19 protein-coding genes are annotated in these 23738 nt (G+C 62.5%); 7 read left to right on the top strand and 12 right to left on the bottom strand.

What is annotated here, in order from left to right; translation table 11 throughout:
• Nucleotides 1-10 precede the first annotated feature (10 nt).
• Nucleotides 11-1363 carry a prephenate-dependent tRNA uridine(34) hydroxylase TrhP gene (trhP, locus tag ACJ8PL_RS22120; RefSeq protein WP_028127781.1) on the bottom strand — a complete coding sequence of 451 codons (1353 nt, stop codon included), beginning with the start codon at nucleotides 1361-1363 and terminating at the stop codon, nucleotides 11-13.
• A 178-nt stretch (nucleotides 1364-1541) separates the two neighbouring features.
• On the bottom strand, nucleotides 1542-1880 hold the full coding sequence (locus ACJ8PL_RS22125; RefSeq protein ID WP_442531395.1) for a YegP family protein: 339 nt from the start codon (nucleotides 1878-1880) through the stop codon (nucleotides 1542-1544).
• A 338-nt stretch (nucleotides 1881-2218) separates the two neighbouring features.
• Here ACJ8PL_RS22125 and ACJ8PL_RS22130 point away from each other — a divergent pair, with 338 nt between their 5' ends.
• The gene (locus ACJ8PL_RS22130; RefSeq protein ID WP_004941563.1) at nucleotides 2219-2482 is read left to right on the top strand and encodes an antitoxin; all 264 of its coding nucleotides are present in this window, start codon (nucleotides 2219-2221) and stop codon (nucleotides 2480-2482) included.
• A gap of 3 nt (nucleotides 2483-2485) precedes the next feature.
• Nucleotides 2486-2875, top strand: coding sequence for a type II toxin-antitoxin system VapC family toxin (locus ACJ8PL_RS22135; RefSeq protein WP_016926704.1), 390 nt, complete (start codon nucleotides 2486-2488; stop codon nucleotides 2873-2875).
• A 6-nt stretch (nucleotides 2876-2881) separates the two neighbouring features.
• On the opposite strand, the gene baeR is transcribed toward ACJ8PL_RS22135, so the two are convergent.
• From baeR to ACJ8PL_RS22165, 6 genes are read right to left on the bottom strand one after another with little or no spacing between them, the layout of a single operon-like run.
• A complete protein-coding gene (baeR, locus tag ACJ8PL_RS22140) occupies nucleotides 2882-3598 on the bottom strand; it encodes a two-component system response regulator BaeR (protein ID WP_004941568.1) in 717 nt (238 codons plus the stop codon).
• Nucleotides 3598-4980: a two-component system sensor histidine kinase BaeS gene (gene baeS, locus ACJ8PL_RS22145; RefSeq protein ID WP_442531396.1), complete on the bottom strand. Its 1383-nt coding sequence runs from the start codon at nucleotides 4978-4980 to the stop codon at nucleotides 3598-3600. The genes baeR and baeS overlap by 1 nt, the downstream gene beginning before the upstream one ends.
• Nucleotides 4977-6407: a multidrug transporter subunit MdtD gene (gene mdtD, locus ACJ8PL_RS22150; RefSeq protein WP_193843016.1), complete on the bottom strand. Its 1431-nt coding sequence runs from the start codon at nucleotides 6405-6407 to the stop codon at nucleotides 4977-4979. Before mdtD ends, baeS begins: the two co-directional genes overlap by 4 nt.
• 10 nt (nucleotides 6408-6417) lie before the next feature.
• On the bottom strand, nucleotides 6418-9498 hold the full coding sequence (mdtC, locus tag ACJ8PL_RS22155; RefSeq protein WP_016926707.1) for a multidrug efflux RND transporter permease subunit MdtC: 3081 nt from the start codon (nucleotides 9496-9498) through the stop codon (nucleotides 6418-6420).
• Nucleotides 9495-12614 (bottom strand): MdtB/MuxB family multidrug efflux RND transporter permease subunit, encoded by a 3120-nt coding sequence (locus ACJ8PL_RS22160; protein ID WP_016926708.1) that lies wholly within the window; start codon nucleotides 12612-12614, stop codon nucleotides 9495-9497. The genes mdtC and ACJ8PL_RS22160 overlap by 4 nt, the downstream gene beginning before the upstream one ends.
• Nucleotides 12614-13867, bottom strand: a complete 1254-nt coding sequence (locus tag ACJ8PL_RS22165; protein WP_097101553.1) for an MdtA/MuxA family multidrug efflux RND transporter periplasmic adaptor subunit — start codon at nucleotides 13865-13867, stop codon at nucleotides 12614-12616. Before ACJ8PL_RS22165 ends, ACJ8PL_RS22160 begins: the two co-directional genes overlap by 1 nt.
• A 272-nt stretch (nucleotides 13868-14139) precedes the next feature.
• Between ACJ8PL_RS22165 and ACJ8PL_RS22170 the strand changes: the two genes are divergently transcribed.
• Both ACJ8PL_RS22170 and ACJ8PL_RS22175 read left to right on the top strand, forming a co-directional pair.
• The gene (locus ACJ8PL_RS22170; protein WP_442531397.1) at nucleotides 14140-15093 is read left to right on the top strand and encodes an aldo/keto reductase; all 954 of its coding nucleotides are present in this window, start codon (nucleotides 14140-14142) and stop codon (nucleotides 15091-15093) included.
• A 61-nt stretch (nucleotides 15094-15154) separates the two neighbouring features.
• Nucleotides 15155-15772: a pyridoxamine 5'-phosphate oxidase family protein gene (locus ACJ8PL_RS22175; protein WP_016926711.1), complete on the top strand. Its 618-nt coding sequence runs from the start codon at nucleotides 15155-15157 to the stop codon at nucleotides 15770-15772.
• Here ACJ8PL_RS22175 and ACJ8PL_RS22180 read toward each other — a convergent pair.
• Both ACJ8PL_RS22180 and yegD read right to left on the bottom strand, forming a co-directional pair.
• Nucleotides 15769-16335, bottom strand: coding sequence for a GNAT family N-acetyltransferase (locus tag ACJ8PL_RS22180; protein WP_342097717.1), 567 nt, complete (start codon nucleotides 16333-16335; stop codon nucleotides 15769-15771). The two genes, ACJ8PL_RS22175 and ACJ8PL_RS22180, sit on opposite strands and share 4 nt — an antisense overlap.
• Nucleotides 16336-16386: 51 nt before the next feature.
• On the bottom strand, nucleotides 16387-17739 hold the full coding sequence (yegD, locus tag ACJ8PL_RS22185; RefSeq protein ID WP_033639655.1) for a molecular chaperone: 1353 nt from the start codon (nucleotides 17737-17739) through the stop codon (nucleotides 16387-16389).
• A gap of 259 nt (nucleotides 17740-17998) precedes the next feature.
• Here yegD and ACJ8PL_RS22190 point away from each other — a divergent pair, with 259 nt between their 5' ends.
• The 3 genes from ACJ8PL_RS22190 to alkA all read left to right on the top strand — a co-directional run bounded on the left by ACJ8PL_RS22190 (nucleotide 17999) and on the right by alkA (nucleotide 21648).
• Entirely contained in the window at nucleotides 17999-19009 is a 1011-nt protein-coding gene (locus ACJ8PL_RS22190) for an AraC family transcriptional regulator (protein WP_033644051.1), read from the top strand.
• A 147-nt stretch (nucleotides 19010-19156) separates the two neighbouring features.
• Nucleotides 19157-19996 (top strand): oxidoreductase, encoded by an 840-nt coding sequence (locus ACJ8PL_RS22195; RefSeq protein WP_016926715.1) that lies wholly within the window; start codon nucleotides 19157-19159, stop codon nucleotides 19994-19996.
• A 161-nt stretch (nucleotides 19997-20157) separates the two neighbouring features.
• On the top strand, nucleotides 20158-21648 hold the full coding sequence (gene alkA, locus ACJ8PL_RS22200; RefSeq protein ID WP_033639658.1) for a DNA-3-methyladenine glycosylase 2: 1491 nt from the start codon (nucleotides 20158-20160) through the stop codon (nucleotides 21646-21648).
• Between the two features lie 8 nt (nucleotides 21649-21656).
• Here alkA and ACJ8PL_RS22205 read toward each other — a convergent pair whose 3' ends face one another.
• Both ACJ8PL_RS22205 and mgtE read right to left on the bottom strand, forming a co-directional pair.
• Nucleotides 21657-22010: a DNA-binding protein gene (locus ACJ8PL_RS22205; RefSeq protein ID WP_028127779.1), complete on the bottom strand. Its 354-nt coding sequence runs from the start codon at nucleotides 22008-22010 to the stop codon at nucleotides 21657-21659.
• A gap of 276 nt (nucleotides 22011-22286) precedes the next feature.
• Nucleotides 22287-23720 carry a magnesium transporter gene (gene mgtE / locus ACJ8PL_RS22210; protein ID WP_442531398.1) on the bottom strand — a complete coding sequence of 478 codons (1434 nt, stop codon included), beginning with the start codon at nucleotides 23718-23720 and terminating at the stop codon, nucleotides 22287-22289.
• Nucleotides 23721-23738 lie beyond the last annotated feature (18 nt).

Consider the following 23738-nt stretch of genomic DNA (forward strand, 5'->3'; position numbering starts at 1 on the left):
CGATTCATTTTTATGCCCCGGCGCTATTTTCTTCCGCCAAATTGCGGATCAGCAACGCATAATTGAGATCGATATCCTGCGGGATCGGCAAATAAACGATATGGCCGTTGCCCGGCGCCACCTCAATCGATTCGCCTTTCTTATTTTTCATGCTCTCGAGGGTGAACACCACGTTGCCGCCCGGTGTCATCATTTCGACGCTGTCGCCGAGCGCGAACTTATTCTTCACGTCGACTTCCGCCCAGCCATCACGGCGCACGCCGGTGAATTCGCCGACGAACTGCTGGCGCTCGGAGAGCGAGGAGCCGTAGTCGTAATTCTGCTGCGCTTCGTGCACGTGGCGGCGCAGGAAGCCTTCGGTATAGCCGCGGTGCGCCAGGCCTTCCAGCGTGGTGAGCAGGGTCGGATCGAACGGTTTGCCGGCGGCCGCGTCGTCGATGGCGCGGCGATAGACCTGAGCGGTGCGGGCGCAGTAGTAGAAGGACTTGGTGCGCCCTTCGATCTTCAGCGAATGCACGCCGAGCTGCGTCAGACGCTCCACGTGCTGGATGGCGCGCAGATCCTTGGAGTTCATGATATAGGTGCCGTGTTCGTCCTCGAAGGCGCTCATATATTCGCCTGGCTTTTGCGCTTCAGACAGCATGAACACCTTGTCGGTGGGCGCGCCGATGCCCAGCGTCGGCTCGACGGTTTGCACCGGGATCGGTTCGTGCAGGTGCACGATATTGCCGGTGTCGTCCTCTTTGCCTTCTTCCGCTTTGTACTGCCAGCGGCAGGCATTGGTGCAGGTGCCCTGATTGGGATCGCGCTTGTTGATGTAGCCGGACAGCAGGCAGCGGCCGGAGTAGGCCATGCACAGCGCGCCGTGGACGAAGATTTCCAGCTCCATGTCCGGCACTTCGGCGCGGATCTCGGCGATCTCTTCCAGCGACAGTTCGCGCGACAGGATCACGCGGGTCAGGCCCATTTGCTTCCAGAACTTCACCGTCGCCCAGTTAACGGCGTTGGCCTGCACCGACAGGTGGATGTCCATCTGCGGGAAGGCTTCGCGCACCATCATGATCAGGCCAGGATCGGACATGATCAGCGCATCCGGGCCCATATCGATAACCGGCTTCAGATCGCGCAGGAAGGTCTTCAACTTGGCGTTGTGCGGGGCGATGTTGACCACCACGTAGAATTTTTTGCCCAGCGCATGCGCTTCGTTGATGCCCTGCGCCAGATTCTCATGGTTGAACTCGTTGTTGCGCACCCGAAGGCTGTAGCGCGGCTGGCCGGCGTAAACCGCATCGGCGCCGTAGGCGAAGGCGTAACGCATATTTTTCAGCGTGCCGGCCGGGGAGAGAAGTTCCGGTGTAAACATAGTGTGTCTCGGTCTGATTTCAGGTCAGCACCACGCCACCTGATGGCGCAGTAAAAGCGGGGGATTGTAGCCGCAGCGCGGCAAGAAATCAGCAGTTAACCGGATTTATTCAAGGGAGATTGATCCCGGTCAAACGGAAAACGCGCGGTGGCGGCCACCGCGCGGGCGAAACGGTGGATCAGGCGCTCAAATCGCGGATGTCGGTGGTCGGGCCATTTTTCGTCACCGACTGGATACCGTTTTTGGCCGCGCTTTCGGAGCTGTACATTTCGCTGACGCCGATCACCTGATGGTTCTTGGCCTTCAGCACAAAATAGGGCTGATTGCTGGCGCTGTGCTTCAGTTCGTACTGCGCTTCGTGCGGTGAATTGGTCTGCACCGAGGCGATGCCGTTCTCCGCCGAGGCTTTGCTGGCATACATCTCGCTGGCCAGAATGATCTCGCCGTTACTGGCTCTCAGGTTGAAGTGGTACTGTCCGTTCTTTGCTTTTTTCAGCTCGTAATGACCGATTGCCATGGTTCTTCTCCTGTAGGTTCCGATTCGTGATGTAAGTGTAGCCAATCGCTTGAAAATCGGCGGCTAAACCTCACAGCAGCTTAGTCGAAAAAATGCGCAGTTTTTTTGCGCCGGCGCGGAGTTTTCGTCCGAGAAGCACAGCGCCGCACGGGAAGCTAAGGGAGCGGACGGCGATTGCGCAGTGCGCCGCATAACAAGGGGAACAGGGTTTCACCCCGTGAGATTGTGCGTTACTGTTTGGCCGTTTCGTCAATGTGGATGAAAAATGAGCGATATATCTTGGCATCGAAACGCTACAGGCATATGCTTTGGCCTATGCCTGCTGTGGAGGTGTCAAGATGGAAAGAATCGCAAAGCTGTTTAAAAACGGCAGAAATCAGGCGGTGAGATTACCGGTGGAATTTGAATTTGATACGGATCGTGTCTATATCCGTCGCGATCGGGAGGGCAACGTGATTTTATCCAAATATCCGGCAAAGCCGGACAGCTGGGCACCGCTGCTGAGCATTATCGCCCAAACGCCGGTGCCGCAAGAATTTCTTGGCGCGGAAGATCGTCAGCAAGGGGTGGCAGACCGCGATCCGTTCTCAGAGGAAGAGTAGGCGATGTACATGTTTGATACCAACACCGTCAGCCACTTGTTTCGGCAGCATCCGCAGGTGCTTAACGTCATGGAAAAGCTCCCGCCTTCTGCCGTATGTATTTCCAGCGTCACGGAGGCGGAACTGCTTTACGGTGTGGCTAAACGGCGGAACAAGGCGTTGCAAAGCATGGTCGAGGCCTTTCTTGCTGCAGTGACGGTCTATGCATGGGATAGCGAGGCCGCCCGTTGCTACGGTGAAATGCGGGCAACCATGGAGAGAAAGGGCAAAATCATGGGCGCGATGGATCAACTGATCGCCGCTCACGCGCAGAGCCGTGGCGCGACGCTGGTGACCAACGATCGCGCATTCGCCATGGTGCCCGGGTTGGCGGTTGAAGACTGGACGCGCTGATTTCCCCTAAACCCCATTCATCAGCCGGCAGGGCTCGGCTTCCCAGCGGTAGCCCACGCCGTATACCGAGCGGATGAAGGATTTTTCCCCGTCGATCAGTTCCAGTTTGCGACGCAGGTTTTTGATGTGGCTGTCGATGGTGCGGTCGGTGACCACCCGGTAGTCGTCGTACAGGTTGTTCAGCAGCTGCTCGCGTGAAAACACGTTGCCCGGCTGGCTGGCCAGCGTTTTCAGCAGGCGGAACTCCGCCGGCGTCAGATCCAATAACTGCCCCTGATAGCTGGCCTGGAAGCGCGGTTCATCGATGTGCAGCAGGTCATCTTCCCGCGCGTTCTCCTGCGGCCGATAGCTGCGGCGCAGGATGGTTTTCACCCGCGCCACCACTTCGCGCGGGCTGTAGGGTTTGCAGATGTAATCGTCGGCGCCGATCTCCAGCCCCAACAGGCGGTCAATCTCTTCAATTTTCGCCGTCACCATCACGATGGGCACGTCGCTGAAGCGGCGCAGCTCGCGGCACACCGTCAGGCCGTCGGCCCCCGGCAACATCAGGTCGAGCAAGATCAGCGCCGGCGGATGCTGGTGCACGGTCGGCACCACCTCATTGCCGTTGGTCAGCCAGCGGGTGGCGTAGCCCGCCGCCTGGAGATAATCCACCAGCAGTTGGCCCAGCTTGGGCTCATCTTCAACAATCATGATCTGCACGGGTTGATTCTGAATGTCCATCAGGGCGCCTTATTTTTTATCGGGGTAGCAAATTCTACTGTAATGCGCACGCCGCCTAAAGGCGAATGCTCGGCGCGGATTTTCCCGTCGTGCGCTTCCACGATGTTGTGGCAGATCGCCAACCCCAGCCCGGAACCGCCGCTGGCGCGGTTGCGTGAACCTTCCGCCCGGTAGAAACGTTCGAAAATGCGCGTCAGTTGCTGATCGCTGATGCCCGGCGCGCTGTCCTGCCAGTAAAGGAGCAACCGCCCCGGCAGCTGCTCGACGCCGATCTCCAACCGGCCGCCGGCGTCGGTGTAACGCAGGCTGTTTTCCAGCAGGTTATTGAACAGTTGGTTCAGGCGATCGGGATCGCCGAACAGCGGCGCTTGCGCCGGCAGATGGGTGACGATCTCCAGCCCTTTGGCGCGGAAGCGTTCGCGGAAGGCGGCGACGGCGATCTGCACCAGGTGCACGCAGTCCACCGACGCCTTGCGATAGGCCAGCGCGCCGAGATCGGAGAGCGACAGCTGGTGCAGATCGTCGACCAGTTTGGTCAGGGTGGATACCTCGGCCTGCAGCGAGCTGAGCGACGCCGGCGTCGGCTGGCGCACGCCGTCCTGCAGCGCCTCCAGCTCGCCGCGCAGCACCGCCAGCGGCGTGCGCAGCTCGTGCGACACGTCGGCCATAAAGGCGCGACGCATCTGCTCGTTTTTTTCCAGCGAGGTGGCCAACTGATTGAAGTCGTGCGCCAGCCTGCCCAGTTCATCCTGGCTGCTGACCGCCACGCGGGTGGTGAAATCGCCGGCCGCCAGGCGGTGGGTGCCCGCCACCAGGCGCTTGACCGGGGCCAGCATGCCGCGCGACAGCAGCCAGGTCACCGCCGCCGCCAACAGGGTGGAGAGCGCGACGATAATCCAGCTGGTGCGCCGCTGCTGGCGATCGAAGTTGATGTCGGTATTGCGCGTCAGGCGCTCGACCGGGGTGGTGAGCACCCAGCCGACGATCTCGTTGTTGTAGCGGATCGGGTGGCGAGGCCCTTCCTTCGGCAACGGGCCGGAATGCCCGACCAGCCGATTGAACTGGCTGTCCACCACCCAAAACTGGGTGCGCCACCCCTTGGGCGGCAGATTGTGGCTGCTGTCGCTATTCTGCTCGAACGAACGCATGATTTGGTAGACCACCTGATCGTTGTTGCGCAGGAATATCCAGTTGCCATGATGGCTGTACTGTTCCTCCAGCGCTTCGCTCAGCATGTTGATGCGCTGCTCGTTGCTGCTCTTGATGTAATCGATAAAGCCGCGCTCAAAGCTGACACGCACCCCCCAATGCATGGTGATCAACACCAGCATGCAGGTAGCGAAAATGGCCAGGAACAGTTTTCCGGTAATGCCTATCCTCATTGCAACCTCGTTGAGCCGGTACCCGGCTCTTTGGTCAGCGTGCGGTTGGGCGCGCTATCGGCCGGCACGCGCGCGAAGGCGAGCGCGGGCAGAGCGATAATCAACGCCATACAGCAGTAGCTGTAAATGAATGCGCTGTGGATGGCCGGGCTATCGGCCACCACCTGGTGATGGGCGAAGCTGCCGATCAAGATGCCGGCGACGCTGACGCCGAGGCTCATCGACAGCTGCATGACCATCGACAGCAGGCTGTTGCCGCTGCTGGCCAGCCGGTCCGGCAGATCTTTCAGCGTCAGAGTGTTCATCGCCGAGAAGCGCAGTGAGTTGATCATCCCCTGGAAGAACAGCACCACCGGCAGCAGCCACAGCCAGCCGAGCATCGCCGCCAGCAGGAAGCTCAGGCTGACCAGCGCCAGCAGCAGCGTGGCGGCCACCAGCACGTTGCGGTAGCCAAAGCGGTTGACTACCTGCACCACGATGCGCTTCATGCCCATGCTGCCGATGATCATCGGGATCATCATCAGCCCGGCGTGGAACGGCGTGAACCCCATGCCCACCTGCAGGAACAGCGGCGTCATGAACGGCAGCATGCCGCTGCCGATGCGCCCCAGCAGGCTGGCCAGCAGCCCGATTTTGTAGGTCGGGGTGCGAAGCAGCCGCAGCGAGAACAGGGCGCGGCTATTGCCGTAGGCATGCCAAACATACCCCAACAGCGCCGCTGCGCCCAGCGCCACCAGGCCGGCGATGGCGCTGCCGGACAGCCCCATGCCTTTATGGCCGTCGAGCGCCAGCGTCAGCGACGCCATGCCGATCGCCAGCAGGATAAAGCCGCTGAGATCGAAGCGGCGGGTCTGCATTTGGTAGTTGGGCATCAGCAGCAGCGTGGCGATGGCGCCCACGATGCCCACCGGAATATTGATCAGGAAAATCCAGTGCCAGCTGGCGTATTGCACCAGGAAACCGCCCAGCGCCGGCCCCATCAGCGGGCCGATCTGGCCCGGCAGCGTCACGAAGGTCATCGCCGCCATGTACTGCTCGCGCGGCACGATCTTCATCACCGTCAGGCGCCCGACCGGCACCATCATCGCGCCGCCGACGCCCTGAAGCACGCGCGAGGCGATCAGCTCGTTCAGGGTTTCCGAACGGGCGCAGAGGAGGGAGCCGAGGGTGAACAGCACGATGGCGCTGAAAAACACCCGCTGTACGCCGACTTTGTCCGCCAGCCAGCCGCTGGCCGGCAGCGTCACCGCCACCGTCAGCACATAGGAGACGATCACCGACTGCATGCGCAGCGGGTTCTCCCCCAGGCTGGCGGCCATTGAGGGCAGGGCGGTGTTGACGATAGTGGTATCCAGCGTCTGCATAAAGAAGCCGAATGCCACTATCCAGAGTTGCCAGCGTACCGTGGCGGCGTGTTTCATCAGCATCAGTCGGCCATTAATGGGGCAGCGGAGCCAGTTGCTTGTTGCGGCGGAACTTCGCCTGCAGCCGGTCGAAGTAAAGGTAGACCACCGGGGTGGTGTACAGCGTCAGCAGCTGGCTCATCACCAGGCCGCCGGCGATGGTGATGCCGAGCGGCTGGCGCAGCTCCGCGCCGTCGCCGCTGGTCAGCACCAACGGCAGCGCGCCGAACAACGCCGCCAGCGTGGTCATCATGATCGGCCGGAAACGCAGCAGGCTGGCCTGGAAAATCGCCTCGCGGGCGCTGATGCCGCCGTTGCGCTGCGCTTCGAGCGCGAAGTCGACCATCATGATGGCGTTTTTCTTCACGATGCCGATCAACAGCATGATGCCGATCAGCGCGATCAGGCTGAACGGCGCGCCGAACAGCTCGAGCGCCAGCAGCGCCCCCACGCCGGCGGAAGGCAGCGTGGAAAGGATGGTCAGCGGATGGATATAGCTCTCATACAGCACGCCGAGCACGATATACACCGTGGCGATCGCCGCCAGGATCAGGATCAGCTGCGACTTCAGGGTGTCCTGGAACACCTGGGCGGTGCCGGCGAACGCGCCGCGCACCGTGGACGGCACGCCGAGCTGAGTCATGGTGCGCTCTATCGCCGCGGTGGCGTCCGACAGGCTGCCGCCGTCCGGCAGGTTAAAGGAGACGGTCGAGGCGGCGGACAGCCCCTGATGGTTGACCGACAGCGGCGCGTTGGCCGGCCGCCAACTGGCGAAGTAGGAGAGCGGTATCGCTTTGCCTTCGTTGTTGATGATGAACATTTTGTCCAGCGAGCTCACGTCCTGGGTGTAGGGCGGCGCCACTTCCATCACGACTTTGTATTGGTTGAGCGGTTGGTAGATGGTCGAAATCTGTCGCTGGCCGAAGGCGTTGTTCAACAGGTTGTTGGCGTCGGACACCGAAATGCCGAGGCGCGCCATGGTTTCGCGATCGTAGACCAGATCCATCTCCGAGCCTTTATCCTGCTGATCCGAGTTGACGTCCGCCAGCTCGGGCAATGCGGCCAGCGCGGTGCGGATCTTCGGCTCCCATTCGCGCAGCGCGGCGAGATCGTCCGCCAGCAACGTATATTGGTAGCTGGCGTTGGCCTGCCGGCCGCCGACGCGGATATCCTGCACCGCCATCAAAAACAGGCTGGCGCCCGGTTCTTTGGCCAGGCGGGCGCGCAGGCGGGCGATCACTTTCTGCGCGTCGTCGCTGCGTACCGACAGGGGTTTCAGTGAGATGAACATCGAACCGCTGTTGGTGCGCGAACCGCCGGTAAAACCGGTGACGTTTTCCACGTCCGGATCTTCGCGCACGATTTTCATGAAGTCTTCCAGTTTGCCGCGCATTGCCTGGAACGAAATGCTTTGGTCGGCCTGAATAAAGCCCATCAGACGCCCGGTATCCTGTTCCGGGAAGAAGGTTTTCGGGATGCTGATATACAGCCAGACGTTGAGCGCAACGGTGGCGAGGAACACCGCCAGCACCCAGCGAGAGTGGCCGAGCACCCAGTTCAGCGAGCGCCCGTAGCCCTGCTGCAGCGCCAGCAGCATTTTGCCGAAGCCGCGCGCCCGCCGCTGCGAACGCGGCGGCTGGTGGCGCAACAGGTAGGCGCACATCATCGGCGTGAGCGTCAGCGAGACGATCAGCGACAGCCCGATCGACACCGACAGGGTGACGGCGAACTCGCGGAATAGCCGGCCGGGCAGGCCTTCCATCAGCAGCAGCGGGATAAACACCGCCACCAGCGAAACGCTCATCGACAGCACGGTGAAACCGACCTCCCGCGCGCCCAGCAGCGCGGCGTTGATCGGTTTCATGCCGGCCTCGACGTGGCGGGAAATGTTTTCCAGCACTACGATGGCGTCGTCCACCACAAAGCCGGTGGCGATGGTCAGCGCCATCAGCGACAGGTTGTTGAGGCTGAACCCGCACAGATACATGGCGGCGAACGAGCCGATCAGCGATACCGGTACGGCGACCGCCGGGATCAGCGTGGCGCGCCCGGAGCGCAGGAAGATGAACACCACCAGGATCACCAGCCCGATGGCGATCGCCAGCGACTGTTCCACCTCGGCCAGCGACGCGCGGATGGTCGGCGAACGATCCTGTGCGACGTTGAGTTGAATCGAGGCCGGGATATTCTCCTGCAGGGCGGGCAGCTCGGCGCGAATGCGATCGACGGTTTCGATGATGTTGGCGTCCGGCGCGCGGCTGATGGCCAGAATGATCGCCGGTTTGGCGTCGGTCATCCCGGCGTTGCGCACGTCTTGCACCGAGTCTTTGACCTCGGCCACGTCGGCTAAACGCACCGCCGAGCCGTTGTTGTAATGAACGATCAGCGGGCGGTAGGCGTCGGCGGTTTTCAGCGCGTCATTGGCCTGGATCTGCCAGCGCTGCTGCGGGTTTTCCACGGCGCCCTGCGGGCGGCGCACGTTGGCGTTGGCGATGGCCTGCCGTACGGTGTCCAGCGACACGCCCTGATTGAACAGCGCCGAAGGGTTCAGCTCCACCCGCACCGCCGGCAGCGAGCTGCCGCCTACGGAAACGTCGCCGACGCCCTCAGTCTGGCTGATCTTCTGCGCCAGCTGGGTGGAGGCGAAATCGTAAAGCTGCCCCTGGCTGTAGGTGTCCGAGGTCAGCGTCAGGATCATGATCGGCGCGTCGGAAGGGTTGACCTTGCGGTAGCTGGGGCGGCTCGGCATGCCGGTCGGCAGCAGGCTTTGCGCGGCGTTAATCGCCGCCTGCACGTCGCGCGCGGCGCCGTTGATGTCGCGATCGAGATCGAACTGCAAAATGACCCGGGTACTGCCGAGCGAGCTCATCGACGTCATTTCGTTAACCCCGGCGATGCGGCCCAGCGCGCGCTCCAGCGGCGTCGCCACCGAAGACGCCATGGTTTCCGGCGAGGCGCCCGGCAGCGACGCGCTGATCGAAATCACCGGAAAATCCACCTGCGGCAGTGGCGATACCGGCAACAGGCGAAAGCCGATCGCGCCGCTGATGGCGATGGCCAGCGTCAGCAGGGTGGTGGCCACCGGCCGGTGAATGAACAGGGCGAAGAATCTCACGGCAACTCCTGCGTATCCGGCTGGCGATGCGTGTTGCGCGCCAGTTTGTCAAACAGCAGGTAGATCACCGGCGTGGTGAACAGCGTCAGGATCTGGCTCATGATCAAACCGCCGACCATACAGACGCCGAGCGGATGCCGCAGCTCCGCGCCGACGCCGGTGCTCAGCATCAGCGGCAGCGCGCCGAGCAGGGCCGCCAGCGTGGTCATCAGGATCGGCCGGAAACGCAGCAGGCAGGCCTGATAGATGGCGTCGCGCGGCGATAAGCCCTGCTCGCGTTCCGCCGCCAGCGCGAAGTCGATCATCATGATGGCGTTCTTCTTCACGATGCCGATCAGCAGGATGATGCCGATGATGGCGATCACGTCCAGCTCGCTGCCGGCCATCATCAGCGCGAGCAGCGCGCCGACCCCGGCGGTCGGCAGGGTGGAGAGGATGGTGACCGGATGAATGAAGCTTTCATACAGCACGCCCAGCACGATGTACATCGCCACCACCGCCGCCAAAATCAGCCACAGCGTGCTGCCGAGCGCCGCCTGGAAGGCCAGGGTCGCCCCCTGGAATTGGGTAGTGATGTCCCTTGGCATGTTGAGATTTTTTTCCGCCTGGGTGACCGCGTCCACCGCCTCGCCGAGCGAGTAGCCGTCGGCGACGTTGAACGAAACGGTGGCCGACGGGAACTGATCGAGATGGTTGACCGACAGCGGGCCGAAGCGCTCTTCGATTTTGGCGATGGCGCTCAGCGGCACCACGGCGCCATCGTTGCCGCTCAGACGGATCTCATTGAGCGCCGCCAACCCCGGTGTCGCGCTGACGTCGTGCTCCAGCACCACGCGGTATTGGTTGGCCTGGGTGTAGATGGTGGAGATCAGGCGCTGGCCGAACGCGTTGTACAGCGCATTGTCCACGTCGCTCATGGTGACGCCGAGGCGGGAGGCCGAATCGCGATCGACGTTGACGTAGGCCACCAACCCCTGATCCTGCCAGTCGCTGGTGACGTCCGCCAACTGCGGGGTTTGTTTCAGCTCATCCATCAGCTGCGGCACCCACAGGCTGAGATCGTCCAGCGACATCGCCTGCAGGGTGAACTGGTACTGGGTGCGGCTGACCTGGGTATCGATGGTCAGATCCTGCACCGGCTGCAGGTACAGCTTCACGCCGGGAAACTGCGCCGTTTGCTGCTGCAGGCGGCTGATGATCGCCGGAATGCGGTCGCTGCGTTCGCTCAGCGGCTTCAGGTTGATCTGCAACCGGCCGCTGTTGAGCGTGGCGTTGCTGCCGTCGACGCCGACAAACGAGGTCAGGCTTTCCACCGCCGGATCCTTGAGGATCTGCGCCGCGACCTGCTGCTGGCGCTCGGCCATATTGCTGAACGAAACGCTCTGCGGCGCCTCCAGCGTGCCCTGAATGATGCCGTTGTCCTGCACCGGGAAGAAGCCTTTCGGGATCAGCAGGTACAGCAACACCGTCAGCGCCAGGGTGCCCACGGCCACGCCGAGCGTCAGCCAGGGGTGGTTAAGCACCGTTTTCAGCCACTGGCCGTATCGCGCGATCACCCGCTCGAAAAAGCGCTCGGAGGCGGCGGAGAAGCGGTTCTGCTTGCGCAGCGATTCGTGGCTGAGCATGCGGGCGCACATCATCGGCGTCAGCGTCAGCGATACCACGGCGGAGATCAAAATCGCCACCGCCAGCGTCACGGCGAACTCGCGGAACAGGCGGCCGACGATGTCGCCCATGAACAGCAGCGGGATCAGCACTGCCACCAGCGAGAAGGTCAGCGAGATGATGGTGAAGCCGATCTCGCCGGCCCCTTTCAACGCGGCGTCGAGCGGTTTTTCCCCTTTCTCGATGTAGCGCGAGATGTTCTCGATCACCACGATGGCGTCATCCACCACGAAACCGGTGGCGATGGTTAATGCCATCAGCGTCAGGTTGTTGATGGAGAAGCCGAGGAAATACATGGCGGCGAAGGTGCCGACCAGCGACAGCGGCACCGCCACGCTGGGGATAATGGTCGCCGGCACGTTGCGCAGGAACACGTAGATCACCATCACCACCAGCGCGATCGCCAGCAGCAGCTCGAACTGCACGTCGCTGACCGAGGCGCGGATGGTGGTGGTGCGATCGGTCAACACCTTGACGTCGACCGATTTGGGCAGGCTTTTAATCAGCGTCGGCAGCATTTCGCGGATGCTGTCGGCGGTGGTGATGACGTTGACGCCGGGCTGGCGCTGAATGTTCAGCACGATCGCCTGCTGCTTGTTGGCCCAGGCCGCCAGCCGGGTGTTTTCCGCCCCTTGTTCGATGGTGGCGATATCCTGCAGGCGGATCGCCGCACCGTTCTGATAGGCGACGATCAGCTGGCGATAGTCGTCGGCAGATTTCATTTGGTCGTTGGCGGACAAGGTGACCGATCGGGTCGGGCCGTCAAGGCTGCCTTTCGCCGAGTTGACGTTGGCGTTGCTGATGGCGGCGCGGATGGTTTCACTGTCCAGGCCATAGGCGGCGACCGCCGCGGCGTTCAATTTTACGCGCACCGCCGGGCGTTGGCCGCCGGCCAGGGTCACCAGGCCGACGCCGGTCACCTGAGAAATTTTTTGCGCCACGCGGGTTTCCACCATGTCTTCCACCTGCGTCATCGGCATGGCGGTGGAGGTCACGGCCAGCGTCAGGATCGGCGGATCGGCGGGGTTAACCTTGCTGTAGATCGGCGGGTAGGGCAGATCGTTCGGCAGCAGGTTGGTGGCGGCGTTGATCGCCGCCTGCACTTCCTGCTCCGCGACGTCGAGCGGCAGCGCCAGCTGGAACTGCAGCGTCACCACCGAGGCGCCGCCGGCGCTTTGCGACGCCATTTGCTTCAGGCCGGACATCTGGCCGAACTGGCGTTCCAGCGGCGCGGTAATGGCGGAGGTCACCACGTCCGGGCTGGCGCCGGGGTATAGCGTCACCACCTGGATGGTGGGGTAATCCACCTCCGGCAGGGCGGACACCGGCAGCGCGCGATAGCCGATAATCCCCGCCAGCAATATCGCCACCATCAGCAGCGTGGTGGCGACCGGGCGCAGAATAAACAGGCGGGACGGACCGCCGCCGGCGTTGGGAGGCATCACCTGCATCAGGACTTCCTCTGAACGTCAGGTTCGCGCTTGGGGTTGGCCGCCGCAGGCGCTTCGCTCGGCGCGAGCACTTCCACCTGCATGCCTTCGGTCAGGCGATCGATGCCGTCGGTCACCACCCGATCGCCGGCGTTGAGGCCGGCGCTGATCACCACCTGCCGGCTGTCCTGCACGCCGGCGGTGACCCGATGTTTGCTGACCTTGTTGTCTTCGCCGAGCGTCCAGACGAAGTTGCCCTCGTTGCCCATCTGCAGCGCGGCGGTCGGGATCACCACCGCGTCGTGCAGGGTATCCACCTGCAGCCGCGCGTTGACGAACTGGTTGGGGAACAGCGCGTCATCTTCGTTGGCGAAACGCGCTTTCAGCTTGATGGTGCCGGTGGCGGTATCAATTTGGTTGTCCAGGCTCAGCAGCGAACCGGTCGTCAGCTTGTTCTGGTTGGTGCGATCCCAGGCTTCGACGCTCACCGGCCCGGCTTTTTGCGCCTTGAGCAGATCGGCGATGTTGCCTTCAGGCAGCGTGAACACTACGTCGATCGGGTGCGTCTGCGTGATCACCACCAGACCGGTGGTGCTGCCGCTGGTGACATAGTTGCCGACGTCGACCAGTTTCAGGCCGACGCGGCCGTCGATTGGCGCAGTGATGCGGCTGTAGGTGATCTGCAGTTTGGCGCTGTCGACCGCGCCCTGATCGGCCTTGATCGCGCCTTCGGTCTGCTGCACCAGCGAGGCCTGCGTATCCAGCTCCTGACGGGAAACCAGATTGGTTTTCACCAACTGCTGATAGCGCGCCAGATCGCGCCGGGCGTTGGCCAGCGTGGCCTGATCTTTTGCCAACTGCCCCTGAGCCTGGGTCAGCTGCACCTGGAACGGCCGGGGATCGATCTCCGCCAGCAGATCGCCGGCTTTGACCTGCTGGCCTTCGGTAAAGTGGATCGCCATCAGTTGGCCATCGACCCGGCTGGTGACGGTCACGGTATTGGCGGCGGTGGCGGTGCCCAAGCCGGAAAGATAGCGCGGCACGGTTTGTTGCGTGGCTGTCGCCGCCTGCACCGGCGACATCGGCGCGCCGCGTCTGCCGCCCGCCGCGCGGCCCGCTCCCGTTTTACCGGCGGCCTGGTGCGCGCCCGGCGTCGTCCCGGCGGTCGGTTGAACGGCGCTGAAATGGCGCCAGGCCAGAACGGCGACGATGATCGCAATCGCCGCAGCCAGCAGGCGCAGCAGCAGGGAACGACGTTGGGGTTTTGCATTCATGGTGGTGAAAATTCTCTCCAAAAGGCAGGGGCGCGGGCACTCATTGCCACAAAAATGACACTCCTTACAGGATACTAGTTTAGCCAGCGAAGACGGCATAAAAATGAAGGAAATATGGAGGAACCGTCAGCATTGTCTTAATAAGTGGGTGATTTGCGCGTGCTATGTTTATAAGTGATTTATTCCGGCTTATAGCCAATACGTTTTAACGATTTCCTGCATTTGGCGCTAATAATTAACAGGCAAATCATTTAACCCATGGAGCCTTTGTGATGAGCAAGAAACAACTGGGCCGTTCGGGCATTCAGGTGCCGGCGTTGACCTTTGGCGGCAACGTGTTCGGCTGGACGGCGGATCAAGCGACCTCGTTCAGTCTGCTGGATGCGCTGGTGGACAATCAGCTCAACTTTATCGATACCGCCGACGTCTATTCCAGCTGGGCGCCGGGCAACCGGGGCGGCGAATCGGAAACCGTCATCGGCGAATGGCTGAAGAAGAGCGGCAAGCGCGACCAGGTGATCATCGCCACCAAGGTGGGCAAACCGATGGGCGAAGGCAAACAGGGGCTGTCGCCGCGCTATATTCAGCAGGCGGTGGAAGATTCGCTGCGCCGTCTGCAAACCGATTATATCGATCTCTACCAGTCGCACGACGATGACCGCGATACGCCGCTGGAAGAGACGCTGGCGGCGTTCGATGTGCTGATCAAGGCCGGCAAGGTGCGGGCGATCGGCGCCTCCAACTATCAGGCGGATCGCCTGGAAGAAGCGCTGCGGGTGAGCGAAAGCAACGGATTGGCGCGCTACGAAACCCTGCAGCCGGAGTACAATCTGTATGCGCGCGAAGGGTATGAAGCCGAGCTGGAAGGCGTGGCGCAGCGCCACGGGCTCGGGGTGATCAATTTCTTCGCGCTGGCCAGTGGTTTTCTGACCGGCAAATACCGCAGCAAAGCGGACGAGGGCAAAAGCCAGCGCGGCGATCGCATCGTCGAACGCTACCTGAACCCGCGCGGTTTCCGCATTCTGGCGGCGCTGGATCAGGTGGCGGGCAAACACGGCAGCTCCCCGGCGCAGGTCTCGCTGGCCTGGCTGATTGCGCGCCCGAGCATCACCGCGCCAATCGTCAGCGCCACCTCGTTGCCGCAGTTGGATGAGTTGGTCAGCGCCACCCGCCTGACGCTGGATGCGGACGACATTCAGACGCTGAACCACGCCAGCGCTGAGTAAGAGTCGCCGGCGATTTTGCTCTATGCTGAAGGGGTCAATATGACTTATTCAGGAAACTGCAATGTCTGGCGATATCATCAACGACCTCGCGGCGCTGGAACAGCTTTACGGCAAACCCGCCGCGCCCTCGGTTTTTAAAGAAGTCAGCTATATCCACCCGGCGTACCGTCCGTTTATCGAGGCGGCGCCGTTTGCCGCCCTCTCGACCGTCGGGCCGGACGGCATGGATGTCTCCCCGCGCGGCGATCCGGCCGGTTTTATCCAGATCGAAGACGAGAAAACCCTGCTGCTGCCGGACCGGCGCGGCAATAATCGCATCGATAGCCTGCGCAATATCCTGCACGATAACCGGGTGGCGCTGCTGTTGCTGATCCCCGGCATCGGCGAAACGCTGCGGATTAACGGGCGGGCGGAGATCGTGGTGGCGCCGGCGGTGCTGCAGCGCTTCGCCCACCGCAACCAGTTGCCGCGTTCGGTGCTGCGCATTCGGGTGGAGGCGGTGTTCTTCCAGTGCAGCCGGGCGATCTTGCGTTCGGGATTGTGGGAAGAGGGCAGCCGCCTCGAACGTTCGGCGCTGCCCAGCCCCGGCCATATTTTGGCCGCGGTGAGCCAAACGCGCTTCGACGGTGAGGAGTACGACAGCGCGCTGCCGCAGCGACTGAAGGATACGCTGTATTAATTGCCGTGGCGTTCGCGCCACGTTTGCCGGTTCAGCCGGTACAAGACGTGCTGTTGCAGCGGATGGCCCGCCGGCAGACGCGGGTGCAGGAAGGTTTCGCCGTCGAAGCGCATGCCGATGCGCGTCATCACCCGGCGCGACGGCTGGTTATCTTCGGCGGTGAAGGACACCACTTCCGGCAAGTGCAGCGTGTCGAAGGCGCACGCCAGCGCGGCGCGCGCCGCCTCTGCGGCGTAGCCGTTGCCCCAGTGGGCCGCCGCCAGCCGCCAGCCAATCTCCACGCAGGGGGCGCAAGGCAGGTCGTCGCCCGGCCGCGCCAGCCCGACAAAACCGATAAAGGGCGCGCCGCCTTTCACTTCCACCGCCCACAGCCCCCAGCCGTGTTGTTGCATGAAGGCGCGGATGCGTTCGGCCTGCGCGCGGCTTCCCTCGGCCGTCATCGGCGCCGGGAAATAGCGCATCACCTGCGGATCGGCGTTGAGCGCGGCGAAGGCCGGCAGATCGTCATCACGCCAGGGGCGCAGCCGCAGCCTGGCGCTGTCGAGGGTAAGGATGGTCGACATGATGCATAGCCTCCAATGAACAAGGGCGCGGCGAGCCGCGCCCGTGGGCAGTCAACGGAACAGCGTTTGCGCCCAGCGCGCCAGCCCGGCGGTGACCGAGCCGAAGTCGTTGCCGCCGACGATCGGAATGCCCGGCAGCTGCTGTTGCAGCGCGGCGCGCAGCAGGGGGGAGCGCGCGCTGCCGCCGGTCAGGTAGATCACCTGCGGCGCGGTCTGGCTGCTGGCCAGCGCGGCGCTGACCTGCTCCTGAATGCGCATCAACGGCTGCGAGATGGCGTCGGCGAGCTGAGCCTGGCTGATGTTCTCCGCCAGATCGGCCTGCACGAAATTGAGCGGCGCGCTGATGGCCGTTTGGCCGGACAGGGCGATCTTACTCTCTTCTGCCGCCCGCACCAATCGGTAGCTCAGGCGCTGCTGGTACACTTTCAGCAGGCGCTTGACCTTTTCCGGCTCCGCCGCGTCGAGGATCAGATCGCGCAGCACGCGGCCATTGGCGGCGCTGTAGAAATCGTTTTGCGCCGGCACGTCGTTGGTCGCCACCGCATTCCAGTAAGGCAGCGCCGGCAGGGCGATGCCTTTCGCGGTTTCGCCGCCCAGGCCGAACAGCGGCATCAGCTGTTTGAAGGCCAGCATGATGTCCAGATCGTTACCGCCGACCCGGCAGCCGCTGTGGCCCAGCAGGCTCTGCTGGCGATCGGCGCGGTCGCGCCACTGCGGCCCCATCAGCAGCACCGAGCAGTCGGTGGTGCCGCCGCCGATGTCCACCACCAGCACGGTTTGCTCTTCGCTCAGCGTCGCTTCGAAGTCCAGCCCCGCCGCCACCGGCTCGAACTGGAATTCAATGTCCTTGAAACCGGCGCGTTCGGCGGCGCGCTGCAAAATGCCCTGCGCCTGCCGGTTGGCTTCGTCGCCGCCGATGCCCTGGAAGTTGATCGGCCGGCCGATCACCGCCTGATCGATGCCGGTCTGCAGCACGTTTTCCGCCTGGCGTTTGATGTGGAACATCATGGCGCACACCAGGTCTTCGAACAGCGCGATCTGCTGCGGTTTCAGGCCGTTGGCCCCGAGGAAGGATTTCGGCGAGCGCACGAAGTACACCTCTTCCGGATCTTCCATGTAGTGCGCCAGCGCCTGCAGACCGAACAGCACGCTGTCGCCGTTGACCGGAATGTCTTCTTCGCGGTTGTAACTGATGGCGCGGCGCAGCAACTGCTGGTTTTCTTCGCTGCCGGTCGGGATCTGCCAATGGCGGTGCAGGCATTCGCTCACCGCTTCGCGGGTCGGCGCGCACAGCATCGAAGGCAGATAGGGCGCGTTGTTTTCCAGCGTCAACAGCTCGGGGCCGTGGTCGCGCATCACTGCAACGGAACAGTTGGCTGTCCCGTAGTCGAATCCAATAAACATCTCTTTTTTGTCCCCATGCCAATGAAGGGGGGCGACTTTACCCGAGACGGGGCCGGCGGGCAATGCGCCAATGCGCGAGTGTCGAAAAATTTAGCGTGCGCGAACTTTCTCAGTGTGAATAACGCTCAAGCCGCAGCAATGGCACAGTCGGCTATGAAAATGGCGTGCTTCGCCCATCAAGACGCACGCCATTTCTTTATACTCAACAGGTATTCCGAGCGGGGAATGCCTTTCCCTATGACTCTGCGATGAGGATTCCATGACGCGCAACTCTACCTTTCTCATGAATATCGGCTGGCGAACCCTGCTGAAAGATCTGGGACTCCAGCCGACGGATGTTTTACGCCGGGCTGCATTGCCTGAAGATCTGTTGTCACGCACCGCTGAAGGGATCACAACGGAAGAATATTTCCGCTTCTGGCGCGCGATGGAGGAAGGAACGGGCGACCCGTTGTTTCCGTTGAAAATCGTTGCGCTGATGTCAACGGAATCGTTTGACCCTCCGATATTCGCCGCCCTGTGCAGCGCCAATCTGGCGCAAGCTGTCCAGCGGTTAGCGAAATACAAGCAACTTACGGCGCCGATGAGCCTGGAGCTCGCCATCGGCCCTGAAGGCGAAATGACGATTTCACCCCGCTGGCTGTTGGCGGAGGAGGCAGTACCGGCGTCTTTGCTGGTGGCTGAGCTGGCATTTTATGTTCGGCTGGCGCAGCTTGCCACGCGCGAACCGGTAAAAGCGCGCCGTATCACCTTGCCTGAACTGCCGCCTGCAGCCCTTTCACGCCCCTTGGCAGCCTTCTTCGGCTGCGCGGTAACGCCTGGGGCAGGGCCGGGCATTACTTTCTCCTCCGCAGATGCCTTGCGTCCCTTTTTGACAGTGAATGAGGGCATGTGGCGCGTTTTCGAACCCGAGCTGCGTCGTCGCCTCAGTGAACTGGACGCCACGGCAACCACCGGAGAGCGCGTTTGTGCGGTGCTGCTGGAGTTGATTCCCAGCAATACCGCCGGCATCGATGCGGTGGCGGCAAGATTGGGCATGAGCCGCCGGACGCTGCAGCGGCGTCTGGAAGATGAGGGCGAGAGTTTTCGTTCGCTGAGCAATGGCACCCGGGAAAAATTGGCGCGCCACTATCTTAAGCATTCGACCCTTACCAGCGGAGAGATTGCCTTTTTGCTCGGTTTTGAAGAGCCGAACTCTTTCTTTCGCGCCTTTCACGAATGGACAGGGCAAACGCCGGAAGCGGCTCGCCAGGCGATGCGGCTGAATTAGCCGAGAGGCGCTGTTCACGTTGGCGCATTCTGCGAGTTGATTGGCGCGGTTCGACATGGTTGCGGCAGGGCCCGTCGCTTAAAGTGGACAACATACAGACTGCGCAGGCAGTCGCCAACGCAATCATCCTAATAAGGAGCAGTCAGTATGAAGTCCAAAGTGATCCTGGTGACCGGCGCTTCGTCCGGTATTGGTGAAGCCACCGCCGTCACGTTAAAGCAGCGCGGGCACACCGTTTATGCGGCCGCCCGCCGGGTTGAGCGCATGCAGGCTCTGGTTGCCGCTGGCATTCGCGTTTTGCCGTTGGACGTCACCGACGATGCTTCCATGGCGCAGGCGGTAAAGACCATCATCGCCGAAACGGGGCGTATCGATGTGCTGGTCAATAACGCCGGCTACGGCTCCTATGGCGCTATTGAAGACGTTTCTGCGGATGAGGCTCGCGCTCAATTTGATGTGAATGTGTTCGGTGCGGTTCGGCTGACGCAGCTGATTTTGCCGCACATGCGAGCGCAGCGCTCCGGCACCGTCATCAATATTACGTCGATGGGCGGAAAAATACATACGCCGCTGGGCGGTTGGTATCACGGCACCAAATTCGCCTTGGAGGCCATCAGCGACTGTCTGCGCATGGAGGTGCAACCTTTCGGCATCGACGTCGTGGTGATCGAACCCGGCGGCATCCAGAGTGAATGGGCGGATATCGCCGCGGAAAAACTGATCGGCGTTTCCGGCCAGAGCGAGTACGCCGCTCAGGCTCATGCTGTCGCCCACGCCATGGTCAGCGACGCCAGCAAGAAACGGCAATCGCCGCCGAGCGTGATTGCCGATACGATCGCCAAAGCCGTCGCCGCCCATCGTCCGAAAACGCGCTATGCGGTGGGGTTTGGCGCGAAACCGTTGATTTTTCTGCGGCGCTTGTTGTCCGATCGCGCCTTCGATGGGCTGATGCGTCGGGCATTGGGGGTACCGCGCCAGGGGCAATAAATCGTCGGGCTGCGGGGCTTTATGTCGGTGGCGGTAAAAATGGTGCGTCTGAACGCTGTTAAGACGCATAATCATTAAAGACAATCGCTAATCTGGACGGCGGGAAGGCGCGTAACTTAATGTCCGAATTCCGCACGTCAGCGCGCCAGCCGAGCCCCATAATGCCGAAAAAACCGACCCCGAGCGTTGCCATGAATACTCAACAGCAAGCGTTGTACGACGCGCTGCGCGCGCGTGACCGCAAATTCGACGGACGCTTTTTCGTCGGCGTCTCTTCAACCGGTATCTATTGCCGTCCGGTGTGCAGCGCCCGCACGCCGAAGCGGGAAAATTGCACCTTTTATCCGAGCGCGGCGGCGGCTGAACTGGCGGGGTTTCGCCCCTGCCTCAAATGCCGGCCGGAGCTGGCGCCCGGTCTGGCGCTGATCGATCTGGGCAACCGTTATGCGCAGGTGGCGGTGCAGCTCATCGAGCAGGGATATCTGTCCGAACACAGCTGCGAAGCGCTGGCGGCGCGGCTGGGCATTTCCGATCGCCATCTGCGGCGCATCTTCGCCGAACAGTTTGGCGCTTCGCCGATCGATTACGCGCAGTCGCACCGGCTGCTGCAAGCCAAGCGCCTGCTGGCGGATACCGATCTGCCGCTCAGCGAGGTGGCGTTCGCCGCCGGCTTCGGCAGCCTGCGGCGTTTCAACGAGCTGTTCAAGGCGCGCTACCGCCTGATCCCGTCAGCGCTGCGCAGCGGCGGCGCGCGCGGTGAACGGGCCGCCGCCAGCGGGCTGGTGTTTCACCTGGGCTATCGGCCGCCCTATGACTGGGAGCGCATGCTGAATTTCTTGCAGGCGCGCGCCGTGCAGGGCGTGGAACGGGTCGACGGACGCCGTTACCTGCGCTCGATCGCCGTCAGCCAGGGCGGCACGGAACACTGCGGCTGGGTCAGCGTGCAGCCGGAAGAGGCGCGCAATCGGGTTCGGGTCGAGATCGCGCCTGCGCTCAGTCTGGTGACGACGGAGGTGTTGCGCCGGGTGCGCCTGCTGTTTGATCTGGACGCCGCGCCGGATCGCATCAATGAGGCGCTGGGCTCGCTGGCGGCCGATGCGCCGGGGCTGCGCCTGCCGGGCTGCGTGAACAGTTTCGAGCAGGCGGCGCGGGCGGTGCTGGGCCAGTTGGTCAGCGTAAAAATGGCGGCGACCTTCGCCGGGCGGATGGCCGAACGCTGGGGGGAAGCCCTGGCGACGCCGCATGAGGGCATCACCCATGTCTTCCCCACCGCAGAACGGGTGGCGCGGCTGCAGCCCGAAGAACTGCGCCCGCTCGGGGTGCAGCTGAAGCGCGCGGCGGCGCTGATCGAGATCGCCCGCGCGCTGGGCGAAGGGCGGCTGCAGCTCGACAACGTGCTGGATATCGAGCGGGGCATCAAGGCGCTGACCGCGCTGCCGGGCATCGGCAGCTGGACCGCCAGCTATATCGCGATGCGCGCCTGGTCGTGGCCGGACGTGTTCCTGGCCGGCGATTATCTGATCAAACAGCGTTTTCCCGGCATGACGCCGCGCCAGATAGAACGCTACGCCGAACGTTGGCGCCCGTGGCGTTCTTACGCCACGCTGCATCTGTGGCACAACGACGGCTGGGCGCCGGAAGGGGAGAGTTGAACGCAGAGCTAGCGAGGGGCGTCGATCAGCTGCAGCAGGCGGCTCATGCCCTCGCGCATCAGGAACGCCAGCAGCTTTTCCCGCTCGGCCGGCGTCAGGTGGTAGTAATGCTCGATCCAGACCCGTATCGGATCCTGACGTTTGACGTCGTAGTCCGGATGATCGGCCTCGCGCAAGGCCGACAGGCTGCGCGCGCCGAACGGCAGGCTATCGATATGGTATTCCAGCGCTTTGCCCTGTACGCCGCTGCGGCGGCGGCTGACCCAGCCTTCACGCCGGGCCATCAAATTGACCCCTTGCGGAGTTGAAGGCAAGCCCGCCTTACCCATCAGTTCCCTGGCGGAAAACCATTTCTTTTCCATAGTCCCTTATCCCTGAGCCATCACATGTCGAGGAAAATCAACGGATACGCTGATACTCGCATGGGCGCTTCATCTTACTTAATCGTTTAAGCCTCAGGTGTTATTTATATCACTAATCTTGTCTTGGTTAACATAATGTGACGGATGAGGGAATACGGCGTGGTTTGAACGCGGCAAATGGCGGCGGGGGCTCTGTTATTCTGGCGAATCATCAGGGCACGTTTTCAACGATGTCATCCGGTGGAAAGGGCCGGCACAGGGCCGGCTTTTGGCGTATTACAGTAGGAACAGAGTGGCGAGGCCGAGGAAGATGAAAAAGCCGCCGGTATCGGTCAGCGCGGTGATGAGCACGCTGGAGCCGACCGCCGGATCGCGGCCCAGTTTGAGCATAGTCATCGGGATCACCACGCCCATCAGCGCCGCCAGCAGCAGGTTGAGCAGCATCGCCAGCGTCATTACGCCGCCCATCGCCGCGTCGCCGTAAAGCAGCCAGGTGACCACGCCCATGATGCCGCCCCACACCACGCCGTTGATGATGGCGACGCCCAGCTCCCTGAGCATCAGGCGCGAGATGTTGCCGACTTCGATCTGGTGCAGCGCCAGCGCGCGCACGATCATGGTGATGGTCTGGTTGCCGGTGTTGCCGCCGATACCGGCGACGATCGGCATCAGCGCCGCCAGCGCCACCAACTGGGAAATGGTGTGTTCGAACAGACCGATCACGCGCGAGGCGACGAACGCGGTGCAGAGGTTGATCGCCAGCCAGGCCCAGCGGGTCTTGACCGCCTTGCTGACCGGGGCAAACACGTCTTCTTCCGGGCTCAAACCGCCCATGCGGCGCAGGTTGGTGTCGCTCTCTTCGTTGACGGCGTCGACGATCTCTTCGATGGTCAGGCGGCCCATCAGTTTGCCCTTGGCGTCAACCACCGGGGCGCTGATCAGGTCGTAACGTTCGAACGCGCCGGCCGCTTCATCGGCCTTGTCTTCGGGCTGGAAGGTGGCGGGATCGCTGTCCATCACCTCGCGCACCGGGATCTCCGGGGCGTTCAGCAGCACAGCGGTCAGCGGCAGTTCGCCCAGCAGGGTGTTTTTGCGGTCGGTGACGAACAGTTTATCGGTGGCGTCGGGAATGGTTTTGCGCATGCGCAAAAAGCGGTGCACCGCGCCGAGCGTGACGTCCGGCCGCACCGTCACCAGTTCGAAATCCATCATCCAGCCGACGCTGTCTTTGGCGTACTGGCTCATCTCGCGCACCTGGGCGCGCTGTTCCGGCTCCAGCGAGGTCAGCAACCGGCCCATCAGGTTACGCGGCAGGTATTGCGCCAGATAGGCCTGTTCGTCCACGTCCAGCGTTTTGATCGCTTTGAGCAGGTCTTTATCGCTCATTTCTTCGATCAGGCTGTCCCAGACCGGTTCGGCGACTTCCACCAGCGTCTGGCCGCGCTTGCTGTTGCCCACCAGCCGCCACAGCGCCATGCGTTCGTCCTGCGGCAGCGCTTCCAGCAGGTCCGCCAGGTCGGCGGCGTGCATGTCGTCAAGCAGGCCGGTAATTTCCGCCGTTTGGTTCAGCAGTTCGCTTTGGCTGAGGGCGTGTTCATCCCCTGGCCGGCCGAGAATGCCGTCGACCAATTCCTTATTGTTCAACAGCAGAGTGAGAATGCGCTGGCGGTGTTCAGCGACTTTTTTGACGTTATGGGTTGCGGCTGACATGGTGTTCCTTAACGGGCG

Origin of the sequence: Serratia sp. CY83965, assembly GCF_052166375.1 — a bacterium.
GTDB lineage: Bacteria > Pseudomonadota > Gammaproteobacteria > Enterobacterales > Enterobacteriaceae > Serratia > Serratia marcescens.

Excerpts from the sequence above, each read along its gene's own strand:
- ACJ8PL_RS22195 (WP_016926715.1), top strand. The coding sequence starts at position 19,157 with ATGAAGTCCAAAGTGATCCTGGTGACCGGCGCTTCGTCCGGTATTGGT.
- ACJ8PL_RS22170 (WP_442531397.1), top strand. The coding sequence starts at position 14,140 with ATGAGCAAGAAACAACTGGGCCGTTCGGGCATTCAGGTGCCGGCGTTG.
- ACJ8PL_RS22180 (WP_342097717.1), bottom strand. The coding sequence starts at position 16,335 with ATGTCGACCATCCTTACCCTCGACAGCGCCAGGCTGCGGCTGCGCCCC.
- ACJ8PL_RS22205 (WP_028127779.1), bottom strand. The coding sequence starts at position 22,010 with ATGGAAAAGAAATGGTTTTCCGCCAGGGAACTGATGGGTAAGGCGGGC.
- ACJ8PL_RS22165 (WP_097101553.1), bottom strand. The coding sequence starts at position 13,867 with ATGAATGCAAAACCCCAACGTCGTTCCCTGCTGCTGCGCCTGCTGGCT.
- trhP (WP_028127781.1), bottom strand. The coding sequence starts at position 1,363 with ATGTTTACACCGGAACTTCTCTCCCCGGCCGGCACGCTGAAAAATATG.
- yegD (WP_033639655.1), bottom strand. The coding sequence starts at position 17,739 with ATGTTTATTGGATTCGACTACGGGACAGCCAACTGTTCCGTTGCAGTG.
- baeR (WP_004941568.1), bottom strand. The coding sequence starts at position 3,598 with ATGGACATTCAGAATCAACCCGTGCAGATCATGATTGTTGAAGATGAG.
- mdtD (WP_193843016.1), bottom strand. The coding sequence starts at position 6,407 with ATGCTGATGAAACACGCCGCCACGGTACGCTGGCAACTCTGGATAGTG.
- mgtE (WP_442531398.1), bottom strand. The coding sequence starts at position 23,720 with ATGTCAGCCGCAACCCATAACGTCAAAAAAGTCGCTGAACACCGCCAG.
- ACJ8PL_RS22130 (WP_004941563.1), top strand. The coding sequence starts at position 2,219 with ATGGAAAGAATCGCAAAGCTGTTTAAAAACGGCAGAAATCAGGCGGTG.
- alkA (WP_033639658.1), top strand. The coding sequence starts at position 20,158 with ATGCCGAAAAAACCGACCCCGAGCGTTGCCATGAATACTCAACAGCAA.
- ACJ8PL_RS22160 (WP_016926708.1), bottom strand. The coding sequence starts at position 12,614 with ATGCAGGTGATGCCTCCCAACGCCGGCGGCGGTCCGTCCCGCCTGTTT.
- ACJ8PL_RS22125 (WP_442531395.1), bottom strand. The coding sequence starts at position 1,880 with ATGGCAATCGGTCATTACGAGCTGAAAAAAGCAAAGAACGGACAGTAC.
- ACJ8PL_RS22175 (WP_016926711.1), top strand. The coding sequence starts at position 15,155 with ATGTCTGGCGATATCATCAACGACCTCGCGGCGCTGGAACAGCTTTAC.
- baeS (WP_442531396.1), bottom strand. The coding sequence starts at position 4,980 with ATGAGGATAGGCATTACCGGAAAACTGTTCCTGGCCATTTTCGCTACC.
- ACJ8PL_RS22135 (WP_016926704.1), top strand. The coding sequence starts at position 2,486 with ATGTACATGTTTGATACCAACACCGTCAGCCACTTGTTTCGGCAGCAT.
- ACJ8PL_RS22190 (WP_033644051.1), top strand. The coding sequence starts at position 17,999 with ATGACGCGCAACTCTACCTTTCTCATGAATATCGGCTGGCGAACCCTG.